Below are 22,485 nucleotides of genomic sequence, written 5' to 3'. Positions count from 1 at the left end.
TTCCCCCAGTCGCCCGTCCGAATAATCGGAGCCGTAAGCGCGAACGGATCAGGCCACCCCCCACCTCCCCGGCCGCCGCGCGCCCAGACGACCCCCACCGGCCCGGCCCAGTTCCGAACACGTGGCGCACGAGTCACCCGCGGGAGAGAACGTGTCCGATCAAGCTCGCTCCACCTCGGCCGCCCACCCGTTCCCGGGCCCGGGCCTGCCACGCCCCTGGCTCCTCACCGGACGGGGCACCCGGGCCGTACGGGAGCAGGCCCGCATCCTGCGCACCCTCGTACGGGACGGCGCACCGGCCCCGATCTCCGCCGCCCTGCTGCGGGCCGCCGATCCCGGCCACCCCTGCCGTGCCGCGATCACCGCCGCCGGCACCGCCGAACTCGCCGCCGCCCTGGACGCCCTGGCCGAGGGCGTCCCGTCCCGCCACGTCACCGAGGGCAGGCACACCGCCCACGAGTGCGGGCCCGTCTTCGTGTTCCCCGGCCATGGCTCCCAGTGGCCCGGCATGGCCCGCGAACTCCTCGCCGACTCGCCCGTGTTCGCCCGGCGGATGACCGAGTGCGCCGACGCCCTCGCCCCGCACGTGGGGTGGAACCTCCTGGAGCGTCTCGACGACGGCTCGGACCTCACCGGCCCCGAGGTCACCCAGCCCGCGCTGTTCGCGGTGATGGTGTCGCTGGCCGCCCTGTGGGAGGCGGCCGGGGTGCGGCCCGCCGCCGTCGTCGGACACAGCCTGGGCGAGATCGCCGCCGCCTGCGTGTCGGGCGCGCTCACGCTCGACGACGCGGCCCGCGCCGCCGCGGCCTGGGGCACCGCCCAACGCCCGCTGCACGGCCGCGGCGACATGGTCTCCGTCCTGATGCCGGTCGAACGGCTCAGGGAACGCCTCGCACCCTGGCGGGGCCGGCTCGTCCTGGGCGCGGTCAACGCGCCCGGCACCGGCGTGGTCTCCGGCGACGCGGACGCCGCCGCCGAACTCCTCGCCGAGCTGACCGCCGAGGGCGTCCGGGCCCGCCGGGTCGACTACGGCGTCGCCGCGCACTCCCCGCACATCGACGCGATCACCGGCCACCTCCGCACCGAACTGGCGGACATCGCCCCGCGGGCCGCGCGCGTCCCCTTCTACGCCGCCTCCGCCGGCGGCCCGCTCGACGGGGCGGTCCTCGACGGCGACCACTGGGCCGCCTGCCTGCGCGACACCGTCGAGTTCGTCGCCGCCGTCGGCGCCACCCTCGACGCCGGGCACCGCCACTTCGTCGAGATCAGCCCGCACCCGCTGCTCACCCCCGCGCTGGAGACCATCGCGGGCCGCGCCGACGTCACCGTCCAGGGCACCCTGCGCCGCGACGACGGGGGAGCGGACCGCTTCCTGCGCGCCGTCGCCGAGTACTGGACGAGCGGCGGCGCCCCGGACTGGGCCGCCCTGCACGACCCGGACACCGTCCCGGCCGAACTGCCCCCCGGCCTCGCGGACGCCGCCACCGCCGAGGACGCCGACGCGGACGGACACCCCGGTGGCGTCCAGGCCGCCGCGCTGCGGGCCCGCCTGGCCGAGCTGCCCGAACGCGACCGGCGCGGCGTCCTCGTCGACCTGGTCCGCACCCAGGTCACCGACCTGCTCGCGCTGCCCGCCCCGGCGCCCGCCCACGTGTCCTTCCGGGACCAGGGCGTCGACTCCGCCACGGCCGTCGCCGTCCGCGACCGGCTGCGCTCCGCCACCGCACTGCCGCTCGCCCCCACGGTCGCCTTCGACTACCCGACGCCCGCCGCCCTCGGCCACCACCTCCACGAGCAGCTCCACGGCCAGGCCGGACCCCTTCCGGCCGCGGTTCAGGGCCCCGGCCACCGCGACGAACCCATCGCCGTCGTCGGCATGGCCTGCCGCTTCGCCGGCGACGCCGACTCGCCCGAGGCCCTGTGGCGGCTGCTCCTGGACGGCACCGACGCCGTCTCGGCCCTGCCCGACGACCGCGGCTGGGACATCGCCGGCCGCTACGACCCCACCGGCACCGAGCCCGGCGGCTTCTACCAGCGCGAAGGCGGATTCCTGCGCACGGCAGCCGACTTCGACGCCGGATTCTTCGGCATCAGCCCGCGCGAGGCCCTCGCCATGGACCCGCAGCAGCGGCTGCTGCTGGAGACCTCCTGGGAGGCCCTGGAACGGGCGGGCATCGACCCGGCCTCGCTGCGCGGCTCCGCCACCGGCGTCTACCTCGGCCTGATGACCGCCGACTACGACCGCGCCGCCGACACCTCCGCCACCGACGTCACCGGGCACGTCCTCACCGGCAACGCCGTCAGCGTCGCCTCCGGCCGCATCGCCTACACCCTCGGCCTGGAAGGACCGGCGCTCACCGTCGACACCGCCTGCTCCTCCTCCCTCGTCGCCCTCCACCTCGCCTGCGAGGCCCTGCGCGGCGGCGCCGCCACGGCCGCCCTCGCCGGGGGCGCCACCATCGTCCCGAGCCTCACCATGCTCGCCGAGTTCTCCCGGCAGCAGGCCCTGGCGGCGGACGGCCGCAGCAAGGCGTTCTCCGCGCGGGCCGACGGCTTCTCGCTCAGCGAGGGCGTCGGCATGCTCGTCCTGATGCCGCTGTCCGAGGCCCGCCGACAGGGCCACGAGGTCCTCGCGGTGATCCGCGGCAGCGCCGTCAACCAGGACGGCGCCTCCAACGGGCTCACCGCACCCAGCGGACCCGCGCAGCAGCGCGTCATCCGGCAGGCGCTGGCGTCGGCCGGCCTGCGCCCGTCCGACGTGGACGCCGTGGAGGCCCACGGCACCGGCACCCGCCTCGGCGACCCGATCGAGGCCCACGCCCTGGCCTCCGCCTACGGCACCGACCGCCACACCCCCCTGTGGCTCGGCTCGGTCAAGGCCAACATCGGTCACACACAGGCCGCCGCCGGCGTGGCCGGAGTCATCAAGATGGTGATGGCGCTCGGGGCGGAGCGCCTGCCGCGCACCCTCCACGCCGACGAGCCCTCCCCGCACATCGACTGGACGGACGGCCCGCTGCGCCTGCTCCAGGACGAACGTCCCTGGCCGCGCGGCGAACGACCGCGCCGGGCGGGCGTGTCGTCGTTCGGCATCAGCGGCACCAACGCACACCTGATCCTCGAAGAGGCACCCCGGGAGACGCCCGCGGAGGAAGAGGCGCCCGCCGTCCGGCTGCCGCTCGTGCCGTGGGTGACGTCCGCCCGCTCGCCCGAAGCCCTGCGGGCGCAGATCGAGCAGTTGGCGTCTCTGCCCGGCGACCCGCTGGACGTGGGCTGGTCGTCGGCCACCACGCGCGCCGTACTGGAGCACCGGGCCGTGCTGCTGCGCCCCGGCCCCGTGATCAGCGGGGTCGCAGGCGAGGGACGTACGGCATGGATGTTCACCGGTCAGGGCAGCCAACGCCCCGGCACGGGACGCGAGTTGTACGACGCCTTTCCCGTGTTCGCCGCCGCGCTGGACGAGGTGTGCGGGCTGCTGGACGCGGAGACGGGCTTCGAACGGCCGGTGAAGGAGGTGCTGTTCGCGGACACCGCCGAGGACGGCACCGGATACGCCCAGTCGGCACTGTTCGCGCTCCAGGTCGCGCTGGTCGCGCTGCTGCGGTCCTGGGGGACGGCCCCCGGCCTGGTGCTCGGCCACTCGGTGGGCGAGTACGCCGCCGCCCACGCCGCCGGGGTGTTCGAACTCCCCGACGCGGTTCGGCTGGTGGCGGCGCGGGCCCGGCTGATGCAGGCCCTCCCACGGGGCGGGGCGATGGCCGCGGTCGAGGCGGGGGAGACGGAAACCCGCGAGTGGCTCGTGGACGGCGCGGTGATCGCCGCCGTCAACGGGCCCCGGTCGGTCGTGGTGTCCGGCGCCGAGGCGGCCGTCGAGTCGGTCGCGGAGCGGGCCCGCGCACTCGGACGCCGCGTGTCCCGGCTGCGCGTGTCGCACGCCTTCCACTCGCCGCTGATGGAACCGGTCCTCGCCGAGTTCACCGCGGTGGCCGGGCAGGTGACGTACCGTCAGCCGTCCGTGACCGCCGTGAGCACGCTCACCGGAGCCCCACTGGGCGACGGCGACTGGACGACCCCCGGCTACTGGGCCGACCAGATCGTCCGCCCCGTCCGGTTCCACGACGCGCTCACCGCCGCCGGCGCCCGGGGCGCCACCCGCTTCCTGGAGATCGGCCCCGACCCCGTCCTGACCGCCATGGTCGCGGACGCCCCGGCCGCCGCCACCCTGCGCGCCGGCCGGCCCGAGGCACAGACGCTGCTCGCGGCCGTCGCCGACCTGTTCGTGCGGGGCACCGACGTCGACTGGGCCGCGCTGTTCCACGGGACCGGCGCCCGCCGCGTCCAGCTGCCCACCTACCCGTTCCAGCGGCAGCGCCACTGGCTGCCCGACCACGCGCGCCCCACGCGGCGGGCCGGGACGGGCGAGCCCTCCGACGACGGCTTCTGGGAACTCGTCGACCGCGGTGACGCGGACTCGCTCGCGGGCGAGCTGGGCGTGGCGAGCGCCGCCCCCCTGGACGCCGTCCTGCCCGTGCTCTCCGACTGGCGCCGCAAACGCCGCGAGGACTCCGAGGCGGCGGGCCGGCGCTACCGGGTCGGCTGGCGGCCCGTCCGGGTCCCGGCGGCCGGTGCGCTGTCGGGTTCCTGGCTGGTCGCCGTCGACGAAGGCGCCCCGGCCGAGACGGCCGTCCGGGCACTGGAAGCCGCCGGCGCCGAGGTGACGGTCGTGTCCGGGCCGCCGCCCGCCGGGGCCACGCCGGACCACGCGCTGTCCCTCCTCACCGACCCGGCCGACCTCCTCGCCCTCCTGCGGGCCTGCCCCGGGGCCCGGGTGTGGTGCGTGACGCGCGGTGCCGTCGCCGTCGCGGCGGACGAGGCACTTGAGCGTCCCGAGCAGGCCGCCCTGTGGGGACTCGGCCGGGTCGTGGCGCTCGAACAGCCGGACCGCTGGGGCGGCCTGATCGACCTGCCCGCCGACGCCGGACCCCGGCTCTGGCAGCGGCTCGTCGCCGTCCTCGCCGACCAGGACGGCCACGAGGACCAGCTCGCCGTCCGGTCCACAGGCGTCCACGCCGCCCGGCTGGTGCGCGACGGGGACGGACGGCCCGTACGCTCCTGGCGCCCGCGCGGCACCGTCCTCGTCACCGGCGCCACCGGCGCCCTGGGCGGACACGTCGCGCGCTGGCTCGCGGACGGCGGCGCGCAACGGCTCGTGCTCCTCTCCCGGCGCGGCGCCGACGCCCCGGGAGCGCCCGAACTCGCCGCGCAGCTCGGCGCCTCGGGAACCGACGTCACCTTCGTCGCCTGCGACGTCACCGACCGCGAAGCCCTCGCCTCCGTGCTGGCCGCCTACCGGCCGACCGCCGTCGTGCACGCCGCCGGCGTCCTGGAGGACGGGCTCGCCGCCCACCTCACCCCCGAGCGCCTGGCCCGCGCCGTCGCCGTGAAGGCCGACTCCGCGCAGCACCTGCACGACCTGACCCGCGGGCGTGACCTGGACGCCTTCGTCCTCTTCTCGTCCGTCACGGGCGTGCTGGGCAACGCCGGGCAGGCCGCCTACGCCGCCGCCAACGCCCGCCTCGACGCGCTCGCCCGGCACCGCCGCGCCCTCGGCCTGCCCGCCACCTCCGTCGCCGGGGGGCCGGGGGCCGGCGCCGGCCTGGCCGCCGACGCGACCGTCACCGAGCACTTCCGCCGACAGGGCATACGCCCGCTGGAACCGTCCCGCGCCGTCGCCGCCCTGCAACGCGCCCTGGACGAGGACGCCACCTGCACCACGGTCGCCGACGTCGACTGGGCGCGGTTCGCCGCCGCCACCGCGCACGCCCCGCGACCGCTGCTCGCCGACCTGCCCGAGGCCGCCCCGCCCGCCCGCACGGACCCCGGGCAGAGCCCCGCGCCGGGCCGCGGCACGCTCGCCGCCGAACTGCGCGGCAGGCCCGCCGCCGCACAGGACCGGCTGCTCCTCGACCTCGTCCTCGACCACGTCGCCGGCGTCCTCGGACACGCCGACCGCACGGCCGTCGACCCGGGCCGCGCCTTCAAGGACCTCGGCTTCGACTCGCTGACCGGCGTCACCCTGCGCCACCGTCTTGCCGCCGCGACCGGCCTGTCCCTGCCCGCCACGCTCGTCTTCGACCACCCGACCCCCGCCGCGCTCGCCGCCTTCCTGCGCACGCACGTCCTCGGCGTCACCACGGACGAGATCGAACGGGGCGGCCCCGCCCTCGCCCCCGTCGGCGCCGACGACGATCCCGTGGTCGTCGTCGGCATGGGCTGCCGCTTCCCCGGCGGCGTCACCTCGCCCGACGAACTGTGGGACCTGCTCGCGGCGGGCGAGGACGGCCTGACGCCGTTCCCCGAGGGCCGCGGCTGGGACGTGGAGCGCCTCTACCACCCCGACCCCGGCCACCCCGGCACCACCTACGCCCGCCTCGGCGGATTCCTGCACGACGCCGCCGACTTCGACGCGGACCTGTTCGGGATCTCCCCGCACGAGGCCCTGGCGATGGACCCGCAGCAGCGGCTCCTGCTGGAGACCTCGTGGGAGGCCCTGGAGCGGGCGGGCATCGACCCGCTGTCGCTGCGCTCCACCGCCACCGGTGTCTTCGTCGGCACCAACGGCCAGGACTACCGCGACACCGCCCACGACCGCGGCACGGACGTCGAGGGCTACGTCGCCACCGGGTCGGCGGCCAGCGTCCTGTCCGGGCGAGTCTCCTACGCCCTCGGCCTTGAGGGCCCCGCCCTCACCGTCGACACCGCCTGCTCGTCCGCGCTGGTCGCGCTGCACCTGGCCGCGCAGGCCGTCCGCCGGGGCGAGTGCCGCACGGCCCTCGCCGGTGGCGTGACGGTGATGGCGACGCCGGGCATCTTCGTCGAGTTCTCCCGCCAGCGCGCCCTGGCCGCCGACGGCCGCTGCAAGGCGTTCGCCGAGGGAGCCGACGGCACCGGCTGGTCCGAGGGCGCGGCGGTCCTCGTGCTGGAGCGCCTGTCCGACGCCCGCCGGCAGGGCCACCCCGTGCTGGCCGTGGTGCGCGGCAGCGCCGTCAACCAGGACGGCGCCTCCAACGGCCTGACCGCACCCAACGGGCCGTCGCAGCAGCGCGTGATCCGGCAGGCGCTCGCCGCGGCGGGCCTGGACCCGGCCGACGTCGACGCCGTCGAGGCGCACGGCACCGGCACCGGCCTCGGCGACCCCATCGAGGCGCAGGCGCTGCTGGCCACCTACGGCGGCGGCGAGCGCGACGAGCCGCTGTGGCTGGGCTCGGTGAAGTCGAACATCGGGCACACGCAGGCGGCGGCGGGCGCGGCCGGCGTGATGAAGATGGTGCTGGCCCTGCGCGCCGAGCAACTGCCCCGGACGCTGCACGTGGACGAGCCGTCCAGACGGGTCGACTGGGCGGCCGGCGCCGTGCGGCTGCTCACCGAGCCGCGACCCTGGCCGCGCGGCGAACGGCCGCGCCGGGCCGGGGTGTCCGCGTTCGGCATCAGCGGCACCAACGCGCACGTCGTCCTGGAGGAGCCCCCGGCCGCCCCCGCCCCCGCCGTGCCGGAACAAGCCGACGGGACGGTGCCCTGGGTGCTCGCCGGGCACACCCGGCAGGCGCTGCGCGCCCAGGCCGCCCGGCTCGCCGCGCACCTCGACGGCGGGCCCGGTGCCACGCCCCCCGACATCGGCCGCACCCTCGCCGCCTCCCGTGCCGCGCTCGACCACCGGGCCGTCGTCGTCGGCGACGACCTCGACGGGCTGCGCGCCACCGTCACCGCCCTCGCCGACGGCGACACCGCCGCACTCGTCACCGGCGTCGCGGGCGAGGGCCGCACCGTGTGGGCGTTCACCGGGCAGGGCAGCCAGCGCCCCGGCATGGGCCGCGAACTTCACGACCGCTACCCGGTGTTCGCGCAGGTGCTCGACGACACGTGCGCCCTGCTGGACGCCGAACTCGCCGGCGCCGACGGTTTCGACACACCGCTGCGGGCCGTCCTGTTCGCGGACGCGGACCGTCCCGAGGCCGCCCTCCTGGACCGCACCGGCTACGCCCAGACCGCCCTCTTCGCCGTCCAGGTCGCCCTCGCCGAGCTGCTGCGTTCCTGGGGCGTGACCCCGGACGCCGTCCTCGGCCACTCGATCGGCGAGGTCGCCGCCGCCCACACGTCCGGGGTCCTCGAACTGGCCGACGCCGCACGGCTGGTCGCCGCCCGCGCCCGGCTGATGCAGGCGCTGCCCGGGGGCGGCGCGATGGCCGCCGTCGAGGCGGACCCGGACGACATCGTGCCCTGGCTGCCGGACGGCGCGGTGATCGCCGCCGTCAACGGGCCCGGTGCCGTCGTCGTCTCCGGCAGCGAGAGCGCCGTGAACGCCGTACTGGACCGGGCGCGCGAGCACGGCCGGAGGGTCACCCGGCTGCGCGTCTCGCACGCCTTCCACTCGCCGCTGATGGAGCCGATGCTGGCCGAGTTCGCGGCCGTCGCCGCCGGCCTCACCTACCGGCCGGCCCGGCTGCCCGCCGTCAGCACCGTCACCGGCCGGGCCCTCCGCGCGGACGACTGGGCGCACGCCGACTACTGGGTGCGCCAGGTCCGACAGCCCGTCCTCTTCCACGACGCCGTGCGGACCGTCACCGGCGAACTCGGCGCCACCCGGCTCCTCGAACTCGGACCGGACCCCGTGCTCGCCACGCTGGCCCGGCAGACCTCCCCCGACCTCACGGTCGCCGTCGCCGCCCTGCGCACGGGCCGCCCCGAGGCGCGGACGCTGCTCACGGGCGTGGGCGAACTGTTCGTGCGCGGCGACCGGGCCGACTGGGCCGAGGTGTTCACCGGTACGGGCGCCCGGCTCGTGGACCTGCCCACGTACGCCTTCCAGCGGGAGCGCTACTGGCTGCCCGACCGGGCCGCCGACGAGACCGGCACGGACGGCACGTCCACCGGTGACGGCGCGGACGCCGCGTTCTGGCAACTGCTCGACACCGCCGCCCCGGCGTCCGTGGCACACGAGTTGGGCCTGCCCGAGAGGGCCCCGCTCGACGCGCTGCTGCCCGCGCTGGCCGACTGGCGGCGCCGGCACCACGACCGCGCCGCGCTGGACCGCCGTCGCTACCGCCTGGTGTGGAAGCCGGTGCCGCTGCCCGGCGAGGGCCGCCTGAACGGCCGTTGGCTGGTGGCCGCCCCGCACGACTGCGACGACGCCGCCCCCTGCCTCGAAGCGCTGCGCGCCGCCGGCGCCGACGCAGGTCTCCTCCCGCTCACCGCCGACGACACCCCCGCCACCCTCGCGGCCCGCCTCCCGCACACCGCCCCGACCGGCATCGTCGTCCTGCCCGGCACCACCGGCCCCCTGCCCACCCGGACCACGCCGCACCTCCCCCTGCTCCAGGCCCTCCACACCGCCGGCCTGGAGACCCCGGTGTGGGCGGTCACCCGGTCCGCCGTCGCCGTCGCGGCCGGCGAACCGCTCGGCCATCCCGACCAGGCCCAGATCTGGGGCTTCGGCCGGACCGCCGCACTCGAACAGCCCCGCCGCTGGGGCGGCCTCGTCGACCTCCCCGCCGACGAGACGGACCCCGACCCCTGGCAGCGACTGGCGGCCGTCCTCGCCGCCCCCGGCAACGAGGACCAACTGGCCGTACGCGCCTCCGGCGTCCACGCCGCCCGCCTCACCCGCGACACCCGGCGTGGCCCCGGCACCACCAGCCGCTTCCCGGCACCGCGCGGCACGGTCCTGATCACCGGCGGCACGGGCGCACTGGGCGGCCACGTCGCCCGACGCCTCGCCGACCTAGGCGCCCCGCACCTGCTGCTCGTCTCCCGCAGCGGCGAGCACGCGCCCGGCGCCGTCGGCCTGCGCCGCGACCTGACCGCGCGAGGCGCCCGCGTCACCATCGCCGCCTGCGACGTCAGCGACCGCCAGGCCCTGCGCGACCTCCTCGCCACCCTTCCCGCCGAGACACCCCTCACCGGCGTCGTCCACACCGCGGGCCTCCCGCAGAACACGCCGCTCACCGACACCACCCCCGCCCACCTCACCGAGATCGTCGCCGCCAAGGTCACCGGCGCACACCACCTGCACGAACTGACAAAGGACCGCGACCTCGACCTGTTCGTGCTGTTCTCGTCCGTGGCGGCCGTGTGGGGCAGCGGCGGCCAGGCCGCCTACGCCGCCGGCACCGCCTACCTCGACGCGCTCGCCCGGCACCGCCGCGCCCTCGGCCTGCCCGCCACCTCCGACGCCAGGGGCCCCTGGGACGGGGGTGGCATGGCGACCGACGACGGCGTGGCCGAGCACCTCGGCGAACGGGGCCTCGCCCTCCTGCCGCCCGAAACCGCCCTGACCGCACTGGAACAGGCCCTCGCCGAGGAACGCACCTGCGTCACCGTCGCCGACGTGGACTGGGAGCGCTTCGCCCCCTCCTTCACCTTCACCCGGCCCAGCGCGCTCATCACCGACCTCGCCGCGCCCCCGGCCGACACCCCCGACGCCCTGGACGGCGAACTCGTCCGCGAACTGCGCGCCCTGCCCGCCGCCGAACAGGACCGGCACCTGCTCGACCTCGTGCGGACCCAGGTCGCCGCCGTCCTCGGCCACACCTCACCCGCCGCCGTCGACCCCGAACGCGCCTTCAAGGACCTCGGGTTCGACTCCCTCACCGCCGTCGACCTGCGCGACCGCCTCGGCACGGCCACCGGGCTCACCCTCCCCACCACCCGGGTCTTCGACCACCCCGCCCCCGCCGTCCTCACCCGCCACCTCCGCGAACGCCTCCTCGGCGCCACCACGCCGGACGCCGCCCTCCCGGCCACGCCCGGCCACGCGGCCGTCGACGAACCCGTCGCCGTCATCGGCATGGGCTGCCGCTTCCCCGGCGGCATCACCTCGCCGGAACAGCTGTGGGAGGTCGTGACGGCCGGCGAGGACCGCATGTCCCCGTTCCCGGCGGACCGGGGCTGGGACGTCGCCGGCCTGCTGGAGTCCACCTCCGCGGCCCTCGGCACCCCGTTCGCCGGACTCGGCGGCTTCGTGTCCGACGTCGCCGGCTTCGACGCGGAACTCTTCGGGATCTCACCGCGCGAGGCCCTCGCGATGGACCCGCAGCAGCGGCTCCTGCTGGAGACCGCCTGGGAGGCCCTGGAACGCGCCGGCATCGACCCGCTGTCGCTGAAGGGTTCGGCGACCGGCGTGTACGCGGGCATCTCCGCCAACGGCTACGGCGGTTCCGTCCACGAGGCCGACGGCGAGGCCGCCGGATACCTGCTCACCGGCAGCACCCCGAGCGTCGCCTCGGGCCGTCTCTCCTACGTCCTCGGCCTCGAAGGCCCCGCCGTGTCCGTCGACACCGCCTGCTCCTCGGCGCTCGTCGCCCTGCACCTGGCCTGCCAGGCCCTGCGGTCCGGCGAGTGCGACACGGCCGTGGCCGGCGGCGCCACCGTCATGGCCAACCCCACCGCGTTCGTCGAGTTCTCCCGCCAGCGCGGCCTCGCCCCCGACGGCCACTGCAAAACCTTCGCCGAGGCCGCCGACGGCACCGGCTGGTCCGAGGGCGCCGGTGTTCTCGTCCTGATGCGGCTGTCCGAGGCCGAACGGCGCGGCCACCGCGTGCTGGCCGTGGTGCGGGGCAGTGCCGTCAACCAGGACGGCGCGTCCAACGGCCTGACCGCTCCGAACGGCCCCTCGCAGCAGCGTGTCATCCGGCAGGCGCTCGCCGCCGCCGGACTGGCCCCCGCCGACGTGGACGCCGTCGAGGCACACGGCACAGGAACCCGCCTCGGCGATCCCATCGAAGCGCAGGCCCTCCTCGCCACCTACGGCCGGGAACGGGACGAACCGCTGTGGCTGGGCTCGGTGAAGTCGAACATCGGGCACACGCAGGCCGCCGCCGGCGTGGCCGGTGTGATGAAGATGGTGCTGGCGCTCCAGGCGGAACGCCTGCCGCGCACCCTGCACGTGGACGAGCCGTCCTCCCACGTCGACTGGACGTCGGGCGCGGTACGCCTCCTGACCGAGGAACACGCCTGGCCACGGGGCGCACGCCCGCGCCGGGCCGGGGTGTCCTCCTTCGGCATCAGCGGCACCAACGCCCACGTCGTCCTGGAGGAGGCCCCGGCGACCACCGCCCCGGCGACCACCGCCCCGGCCGCACCGCGCGACCGCGCCGCGCTCCCGGTGGTGCCGTGGGTGGTGTCCGCCCGCAGCGCCGCCGCCCTGCGAGCCCAGCTCGACCGGCTGGCGACGGCCGCCGGCGACCCGCTCGACGTGGGCCTGTCACTGGCGACCACGCGCGCGACGGCGCTGGAGCACCGCGCCGTGACGGGGCTGACCGGGTCGGCCGTCACCGGCACGGCGACCGACGGCCGCACGGCGTGGATGTTCACCGGCCAGGGCAGCCAACGGCTTGGTGTGGGCAGGGAGTTGTACGAGTCGTTCCCTGTCTTCGCGCGTGCGCTGGACGAGGTGTGCGGTCTGCTCGATGCCGAGTTGGGCTTTGAGCGGCCGGTGAGGGAGGTGCTGTTCGGGGACGACGCGGATGTGCTGGCCCTGACGGGTTACGCGCAGTCGGCGTTGTTCGGGGTGCAGGTGGCGTTGGTGGCGCTGCTGCGGTCGTGGGGGATGGGTCCGGATGTCGTGGTGGGGCATTCGGTGGGTGAGTTCGCCGCCGCGTATGCCGCCGGTGTGTTCGAGCTGGGCGATGTGGTGCGTCTGGTGGCGGCGCGGGCGCGGTTGATGCAGGCGTTGCCGGTGGGCGGGGCGATGGCCGCTGTGGCGGTGAGTGAGGCGGTGGCTTCCGGCTGGTTGCCGGACGGTGCGGTGATCGCGGCCGTCAACGGGCCGGCCTCAGTGGTGGTGTCCGGGGCGGAAGCCGCCGTGGAGGCGGTGGTGGAACGGGCCCGCGCCGAGGGCCACCGCGCCACGCGGCTGCGGGTCTCGCACGCCTTCCACTCCCCGCTGATGGAGCCGGTGCTGGACGACTTCCGGGCCGCAGCACAGCAGGTGACGTACCGTCAGCCGACGGTGGCCGCCGTGAGCACGCTCACCGGTGCCGCGCTCACCGAAGGCGACTGGACGAGCCCCGGCTACTGGGCCGACCAGGTCATCCGGCCCGTCCGTTTCCATGAGGCGCTGACCACGGCCGGCGCGCAGGGGGCGAGCCGTTTCCTGGAGATCGGCCCCGACCCGGTCCTGACCGCCCTGGCCACCGACGCCACGGCCGCCGCGGCGACCCTCCGCAAGGACCGGCCCGAGCCCGAAGCCCTGCTCACGGCCGTCGCCGAACTCTTCGTGCGTGGCACGCACGTCGACTGGGCGGCCCTGTTCGACGGCACCGGCGCCCGCCGCGTCGACCTGCCCACCTACGCCTTCCAGCACCGCCGCTACTGGCTCGAACCCGCCGGGCCCGCCCTCGACGCGGGCGGACTCGGGCTCGGTGTCACCGAGCACCCGATGCTCGGCGCGTCCGTACGGCTGGCAGGGTCCGGCACCGCCGTACTCACCTCACGGCTGTCCGTTCGCACGCACCCCTGGCTCGCCGACCACACCGTCGACGGCACCGTGGTGGTTCCGGGCACCGCACTGGTCGAGCTCGCCGTGCAGGCCGCCGACCACGTCGGCCGGCACGCCGTCACGGAACTCGCCCTGCGCACGCCCCTCGTGCTGCCGTCCGACGGTGCCGTACAAGTGCAGACCTCGGTCGAGCCGGCCGGCGCCGACGGCACCCGCGCCCTCGCCGTCCACGCCCGTCCGGACGGCGCGCCCGAGGACGAGCCGTGGACCCTGCACGCCACCGGCACCCTCGGCACCGCCGAACCGGCCGCCCCCGGCTGGGACCTGCGGGCCTGGCCGCCTGCCGGGGCGCTGTCCGTCGCCGTGGCCGAGCTGTACCCGAGGCTCGCGGAGACCGGCATGGTGTACGGGCCCGCCTTCCAGGGGCTGCGCGCGCTCTGGCGGGACGGCGCCGACCTGTACGTCGAGGCCGAACTGCCCGAGGGGGCCGCCGAGGACGCGTCGGACTTCGCCCTGCACCCGGCCCTGCTCGACGCCGTGCTGCACGCCCTCGGCGTCGAGGACACCGAGTCCGACACGGACGCGGGGGAGGGACGCCGCAAGGTGCTCCTGCCGTTCCTGTGGTCCGGGGTGTCCCTGACCGCCGTCGGCGCGTCCGCCGTACGGGCCAGGATCACCGTCCGGGCCCCGGGCGCGGTGACGCTGCGCGTCGCCGACACGACGGGCGAACCGGTCGCCGAGGTCGCCGAGTTGGTGCTCCGTCCCGTGTCGGCGGGCGACGTGACCACGGCCCACGGCGCCACCGCGAGGGCCCGGAACCTGTACCGGCTGGACTGGGTCCCGGCACCGCCCACGGCGTTCCCGGCCGCGCCCGTCACGGACCTGGCCGCGCCTGTCACGGACCTGGCCGCCCTGTGCGCCGCCGACGCCGTTCCGCCCGGCGTCGCCACCTGTCCCGACCTCGCCACCCTCACCGCCGCCGGCACCCGCCCCGCGGCCGTGCTCCTCCCCGTGCCCGCCGGAGGGACCCCGGCCGACACCGCGAGCGGTGTCCTCGCCGCCCTCCGGGCCTGGCTCGCCGAACCCGCGCTGGCCGACAGCCGGCTGGTCGTCCTCACCACCGGCGCCCTCACCGACCCGGCGGGTGCCGCCGTGTGGGGCATGGTCCGTACGGCGATCAGCGAGCACCCCGACCGGTTCGTCCTGGCCGACATCGACGGCGAGCCGTCGTCCTGGCAGACGCTGAAGGAGCGGCTCGGCACCCTCGTGGCGGCAGGCCCCACCCACCCCGCCTGCCACGACGGCCGCGTTCTGCTGCCCCGCCTGTCCCGCGCCGAGGCGCCCACCGGCCTGCACGGCCCCACCGGCCTCGGCCGCTCCATCGGCACCGACGGCCCCACCGACACCGACAGCCCCACTGGCACCGACGGCACCGACGGCACCGACGGCGCCGTATGGCCCACCACCGGCACCGTGCTGATCACCGGCGGCACCGGCGGCCTGGGCGCCCTCGTCGCCCGCCACCTCGTCACCGCGCACGGCGTGCGCGACCTGCTGCTGCTCTCCCGGCGCGGCCCCGACGCCCCCGGCGCCGACGAGCTGGTGCGTGAACTCGCCGCGCACGGCGCCCGGGTCGCCGTCACCGCCTGCGACGTCACCGGCCGGGACGCCCTGGAGGCGGCGCTGACCGGCGTACCGCTGAGCGCGGTCGTGCACACCGCGGGTGTCCTGGACGACGGCGTGCTCACCGACCTCGCCCCCGAGCGGCTCGCCCGGGTCCTGGCCGCCAAGACCGAATCCGCGCTGTACCTCGACGAGTTGACCGCCGACCGGGACCTGCGCGCGTTCGTGCTGTTCTCCGCGATCGCCGGTGTCGTCGGTTCCTCGGGGCAGGCCGCCTACGCCGCGGCCAACGCCTCGCTCGACGCCCTCGCCGCCCGCCGTCACGCGCGGGGCCTGCCCGCCCTGTCCCTGGCCTGGGGCATGTGGGAGCACACCGGCGGCATGGGCGGCCGTCTGACGGACGCGGACGTGGCCCGCATGCGCCGCCTCGGCTATCTCGCGCTGGCCACCGACGACGCGCTCGCCCTCCTCGACACGGCACTGCGCACCGGCACACCGACCGCCGTGCCGGCCGCTCTCGACACCGGTGCCCTCGGCGCCCGCGGCGACAGCCTGCCCGCCGTACTGCACGGCCTGGTGCCCGCCGCCCGCCGCAAGCGGCTCGCCCACCGGACCGGCGGACCCGGGGAATCCGCTCTCGCCGCACGGCTGCTCGCCCTGCCCGCCGCCGAACGGGACCGGCTGCTGCTCGACCTCGTGCGGACCCAGGTCGCGGCCGTCCTCGGCCACTCCGGCGCGGACGCCGTCGACCCCGGGCGCGCCTTCAAGGACCTGGGCTTCGACTCGCTCACCGCCGTCGACCTGCGCAACCACCTCGGCACCGCAACCGGCCTGCGCCTGTCGGCCACCCTCGTCTTCGACCATCCCAGCCCGGCCGCCCTCGCCGCCTTCCTGCGCCGGGAACTCCTCGGCGACACCGCCGCCGAGGACACCGCCGCGCGGACCCGGGCCGAGACCGACGAGCCCATCGCCATCGTCGGCATGGGCTGCCGCTACCCGGGCGGCGTCACCACCCCCGAGGACCTGTGGCGCCTGGTCGCCGACGGCGGCGACGGCATCACGGGCTTCCCCACCGACCGCGGCTGGGACCTCGACGGGCTGTACGACCCCGACCCGGCACGGCCCGGCACCGCGTACGTCCGCGAGGGCGGCTTCCTGCACGACGCCGCCGACTTCGACGCCGAACTGTTCGGCGTCAGCCCTCGCGAGGCGCTCGCCATGGACCCGCAGCAGCGGCTGTTGCTGGAGACGTCCTGGGAGGCGCTGGAACGGGCCGGCATCGACCCGCACTCCCTGCGCGGCACCGACACCGGCGTGTACGCGGGCCTGATGTACCACGACTACGCCGCCCGCCTGCACACCGTGCCCGACGAGGTCGAGGGCTACCTCGGCAACGGCAACGCGGGCAGCGTCTTCTCCGGCCGCATCGCCTATGTCTTCGGCTTCGAGGGCCCCGCCGTCACCGTCGACACCGCCTGCTCGTCCTCCCTCGTCGCCCTGCACCTGGCCTGCCAGGCGCTGCGCTCGGGGGAGTGCACCACCGCACTGGCGGGCGGTGTGACCGTGATGGCCACGCCGACGACGTTCGTGGAGTTCTCCCGGCAGCGCGGCCTCGCCTCCGACGGCCGCTGCAAGTCCTTCGCCGACGGCGCCGACGGCACCGGGTGGGCGGAGGGCGCCGGTGTTCTCGTCCTGATGCGGTTGTCCGAGGCCGAACGGCGCGGCCACCGCGTGCTGGCCGTGGTGCGGGGCAGTGCCGTCAACCAGGACGGCGCGTCCAACGGCCTGACCGCTCCGAACGGCCCCTCGCAGCAGCGTGTCATCCGGCAGGCGCTCGCCGCCGCCGGACTGGCCCCCGCCGACGTGGACGCCGTCGAGGCGCACGGAACGGGCACCCGTCTCGGCGATCCCATCGAGGCGCAGGCCCTGCTCGCCGCCTACGGCCGGGAACGGGACGAGCCGCTGTGGCTGGGCTCGGTGAAGTCCAACATCGGGCACACGCAGGCCGCCGCCGGGGTCGCCGGTGTGATGAAGATGGTGCTGGCGCTCCAGGCGGAACGCCTGCCGCGCACCCTGCACGTCGACCGGCCGTCCTCCCACGTCGACTGGGACGCCGGCGCCGTGGAGCTCCTCACCGAGGACCGGCCCTGGCCACGCGGCGGACGTACGCGCCGCGCGGGTGTCTCCTCCTTCGGCATCAGCGGCACCAACGCCCACGTCATCGTCGAGGAGCCGCCCGCCGAGGAGCAGCCGCACGGCCACACCCCGTCCACCGGGTTGCCCGTGGTGCCGTGGGTGGTGTCCGCGAAGAGCGCCGACGCCCTGCGCGCCCAGGCCGCGCGCCTGACGACCGTCACCGGCGACCCGCTCGACGTGGGCCTGTCGCTGGCCACCACCCGTGCCGCGCTGGAACACCGCGCGGTGATCCTCGGCAGGGACGGAGCCGCCCTGAAGTCCGGACTCGCCGAACCGCCGATCACCGGCACGGCGACCGACGGCCGCACGGCGTGGATGTTCACCGGCCAGGGCAGCCAACGGCTTGGTGTGGGCAGGGAGTTGTACGAGTCGTTCCCTGTCTTCGCGCGTGCGCTGGATGAGGTGTGCGGTCTGCTCGATGCCGAGCTGGGCTTGGAACGGCCGGTGAGGGAAGTGCTGTTCGGGGACGACGCGGATGTGCTGGCCCTGACGGGTTACGCGCAGTCGGCGTTGTTCGCGGTGCAGGTGGCGTTGGTGGCGCTGCTGCGGTCGTGGGGGATGGGTCCGGATGTGGTGGTGGGGCATTCGGTGGGTGAGTTCGCCGCCGCGTATGCCGCCGGTGTGTTCGAGCTGGGCGATGTGGTGCGTCTGGTGGCGGCGCGGGCGCGGTTGATGCAGGCGTTGCCGGTGGGCGGGGCGATGGCCGCTGTGGCGGTGAGTGAGGCGGTGGCTTCCGGCTGGTTGCCGGACGGTGGGGTGATCGCGGCCGTCAACGGGCCGGCCTCAGTGGTGGTGTCCGGCGCGGAAGCCGCCGTGGAGGTAGTCCTCGAACGGGCCCGCGCGGAGGACCGTCGTGCCACTCGCCTGACGGTATCCCACGCCTTCCACTCCCCGCTGATGGAACCGGTGCTGGACGACTTCCGGGCCGCAGCACAGCAGGTGACGTACCGTCAGCCGACGGTGGCCGCCGTGAGCACGCTCACCGGTGCCGCGCTCAGCGAAGGCGACTGGACGAGCCCCGGCTACTGGGCCGACCAGATCGTCCGGCCGGTCCGATTCGCCGACGCCCTCACGGCAGCGGGCGCACAGGGCGCGAGCCGTTTCCTCGAAATCGGCCCCGACCCGGTCCTGACCGCCCTGGCCACCGACGCCACGGCCGCCGCGGCGACCCTCCGCAAGGACCGGCCCGAGCCCGAAGCCCTGCTCACAGCGGTCGGAACGCTGTACGTCCACGGCACGCACGTCGACTGGGCGGCCCTGTTCGACGGCACCGGCGCCCGCCGCGTCGACCTGCCCACCTACGCCTTCCAGCACCGCCGCTACTGGCTCGACGCGCCGGGCCCGGTGTCCGACGCCGACGGCCTGGGCCTCGGGCGGGCGGACCATCCGCTGCTGGGCGCGGCCGTGCCGGTGGCCGGTTCGGACGCCGTGCTGCTCACGGCCAGCCTGTCCGTGCGGACGCACCCGTGGCTCGCCGACCACGCGGTGCGGGGCCGGATCGTGGTGCCCGGCACGGCGTTCGTGGAACTCGCCGTCCAGGCCGGTGACCGTGCCGGATGCGGCCACCTCGCCGAACTCGCCCTGCGCACACCGCTCGTGCTGCCCGCCGACGGTGCCGTACAGCTCCAGGTCGCCGTCGCGGCCGAGGGAGAGGAAGAGACACCGGACGGCGGGCGCACGGTGAGCATCCACGCCCGTCCGCGCAGCGCCGACGGCGACGAGCCCTGGACGCTGCACGCCACCGGCACCCTCACCGACGCCGAGGACGCCGCACCCGACTGGGACCTGCGGGCCTGGCCCCCGGCCGGCGCGGAGCCGGTCGACACGGGCGCCCTGTACGAGCGGCTCACTGCGGCGGGCCTCGGCTACGGGCCCGCGTTCCGGGGCCTGAAGGGCGTCTGGCGTCACGACGGTGAGCTCTACGCCGAGGCCGAACTGCCCGACACCGTGGCCGCCGACGCCGACTCCTTCGCGCTGCACCCCGCGCTGCTGGACGCCGTTCTGCACAGTCTCGGGCTGCGTGAGGAGATCGCGGAGGGTCCGCTGCTGCCGTTCCTGTGGTCGGGTGTGTCCCTGACCGCGGTGGGCGCGGGTGCCGTGCGTGCGCGGATCACGCCGCGCGGCGCCGGTGACGTGGCCCTGCGCCTCGCGGACGCGGCGGGCGAACCGGTCGCCGAGATCGACTCGCTGGTGCTGCGCGCGCTCTCGGCCGACGGGCTCGCCGCCGGCGGGCCGGACAGCCTGTACCGCGTCGCGTGGACCGAGGCCCCCGAGGACCTCGCGGCCGGGCCCCGCCCGGCGTGGGCCGCCCTCGGCAGCGCGCCCGCCGGCCTCCCGGTCACCGTCCACGCCGACCTCGACGCGCTGGTGGCGGCAGCGGACGCGACGGGTGCCGCCGTGCCCGACGCCGTGCTGCTGCCGGTCGTCCCGTCGGACGCGGCGGACCTCCACGCGACCGTCGCCGGTGTGCTGGCGCGGGTGAAGGAGTGGCAGGCCGACGAACGGTTCTCGGGTCGCCGTCTCGTGGTGCTCACGTCCGGTGCCGTCCGCGTCGACGCGGCGGGCGACGGGGCACCCGATGTCGCCGCGGCGGGCGTGTGGGGCCTGGTCCGCGCGGCCATCAGCGAGCACCCCGGCCGTTTCGCCCTCGTGGACACCGACGACGACCCGGCTTCGCTGAGCACCCTCGCCCGGCTGCTGCCCGATGACGGCGACCCGCAGCTGGCGGTGCGCGGCGGCCGGGTGTGGCTGCCCCGCCTCGTGCGCATGGCCGGGGAAGAGGTGCTCGTCCCGCCGGCCGGAGCCGGTGACGCCTGGCGGCTGGACATCGTCGCGCAGGGGCGGCTGGACGGCATCGCGTTCGTGCCGGAGCAGCCGCGCCCGCTCGCCCCGGGCCAGGTCCGCGTCGCGATCCGCGCCGCCGGCGTCAACTTCCGTGACGTGCTGAACGTACTCGGCATGTACCCCGGCGACGCCGGCCGGATGGGCCTGGAGGGCGCGGGAGTCGTCGTCGAGGCCGGGCCGGGCGTGGACCGCTGGGTCGTCGGGGACCGCGTGATGGGCATGCTCGACGGGGCGTTCGGCCCCACCGCCGTCGCCGACGCCCGCGAACTCGCGCCGATCCCGAAGGGCTGGACGTACGAACAGGCCGCGTCCGTGCCGATCGTGTTCCTCACCGCGTACTACGCCCTGGTCGACCTGGCCGGTCTCCGGGCCGGCGAGTCGGTGCTGATCCACGCGGCGGCGGGCGGCGTCGGCATGGCCGCCGTCCAGCTCGCCCAGCATCTCGGCGCGGAGGTCCACGCCACCGCGAGCGAGGCCAAATGGGCGGCCGTGCGTGCACTCGGCGTGCCGGCCGAGCGCATCGCCTCCTCCCGCACCACCGGGTTCGAGCAGAGCTTCCGGCCGGGCGTGGACGTGGTCCTGGACTCCCTGGCAGGGGAGTTCGTGGACGCGTCGCTGCGGCTGCTGCGGCCCGGCGGACGGTTCGTCGAGATGGGCAAGACCGACATCCGGGACGCGGGCGAGGTCGCCGCCCAACACGGCGTGTCCTACCGGGCGTTCGACCTTGTCGAGGCCGGCCCGGACCGTATCGGCGAGATGCTGACCGCGCTGCTGGAACTGTTCGAGCAGGGCGCGCTGCGGCCCGTCCCGGTGACGGCGTTCGACATCGCCCGCGCCCCGGAGGCACTGCGGCTGCTCCAGCAGGCCAAGCACGTCGGCAAGGTCGTCCTGACCGTGCCCGCACCCTGGTCCGGGCCGGGCACCGTCCTCATCACCGGCGGCACCGGCGGCCTGGGCGCCCTGCTCGCCCGGCACCTGGTCGCCGAGCACGGCGTACGGGACCTGCTGCTGCTGTCCCGGCGCGGCCCCGAGGCGCCCGGCGCAGCCGAACTGCGCGCGGAACTCGCCGCGTCGGGAGCCCGCGCCGACATCGTCGCCTGCGACGTCAGCGACCGCGACCAGCTCGCGGCCGTCCTGGACGAGGTGCCGCTGACCGCCGTCGTGCACACCGCGGGCGTCCTCGACGACGGCATCCTCACCGACCTCACGGACGAGCGGCTGGCCCGCGTACTGGCCGCCAAGGCCCAAGCGGCCCTGCACCTGCACGAGCTGACCGCCGACCGGGACCTGGACGCGTTCGTGCTGTACTCGTCCGTCGCCGGTGTGATCGGCTCCCCGGGCCAGGCCGCCTACGCCGCCGCCAACGCCTCCCTCGACGCGCTGGCCGCCGCCCGCCGCGCCCACGGCCTGCCCGCCGTGTCACTGGCCTGGGGCATGTGGGACACCGCCGAAGGCATGGGCGGCACCCTGTCCGACGCCGAACTCGCCCGCATGCGCCGCCAGGGCTTCCCCGCCCTGCCCGGCGACGAGGCGCTCGCCCTGCTCGACGCCGCGCTGCGCGTCAACGAACCGGTCGCGGTGCCCGTCTCGCTGCGCACCGCCGCCCTCGCCGAACGCGCCGACACCCTGCCCAGCGTGCTGCGCGACCTCGTGCCCGTCACGCGCAGGCGCCGCGCCGCCGGGCGGACCGCGCCCCGCGCCGCCGAAGGGCTGACGGCACGGCTCGCCGCCCTGCCCGCTCCCGAACAGGACCAGCTCCTCCTCGACCTGGTCCGCACCCAGGTGGCCGCCGTACTCGGCCACACCTCGGCCGCCGCCGTCGAACCGACCCGTGCCTTCCGCGACCTCGGCTTCGACTCGCTGACCTCCGTCGACCTGCGCAACCGGATCGGCGCCGCCACCGCGCTCACCCTCCCCGCCACGCTGGTCTTCGACCACCCGACCCCCGAGGACCTGGTGGGGCTGCTGCGCGAGCGGCTCCTCGCCGGGTCCTCCGCCCCCGCACCGGCCGCCCCCGCGGACGACGCCATCGACCCCCAGGTGCGGGAACTGCTGACCGCCGTCCCGGTGGCCCGGCTGCGCGAGTCCGGCGTGCTCGACATGCTCCGCCGCCTCGCCGACCGCCCCGGCCCCGCACCCGACGGCACCCGCGCCGACCCCGCAGAACAGCCCCGCAAGCCCGAATCCCTGGACGCGATGGGCGCCGACAGCCTCGTCCAGCTGGCCCTGAAGCGCGTGCAGCGGCCGGTGTGACCGGCAGCCGCCGGCCCACGGGCACCAGGCCCGCCGGCCGGCGCCGCCGGCCCCGCCCCTCTCGCTCACCGCGA

Annotated in this window: 1 protein-coding gene; it reads left to right on the top strand. The window is 76.4% G+C overall.

The window, feature by feature from the left end; all coding sequences use genetic code 11:
• Positions 1–151 precede the first annotated feature (151 nt).
• Entirely contained in the window at positions 152–22,411 is a 22,260-nt protein-coding gene (locus QC282_RS02555; RefSeq protein WP_279547495.1) for a type I polyketide synthase, read from the top strand.
• The last annotated feature ends 74 nt before the right edge of the window (positions 22,412–22,485 follow it).

It is taken from the genome of Streptomyces sp. DH24 (assembly GCF_029813775.1).
Lineage (GTDB): Bacteria > Actinomycetota > Actinomycetes > Streptomycetales > Streptomycetaceae > Streptomyces.
Note: the sequence above shows the minus strand (reverse complement) of the source record. Positions and strands in the feature narration are given on the sequence as shown.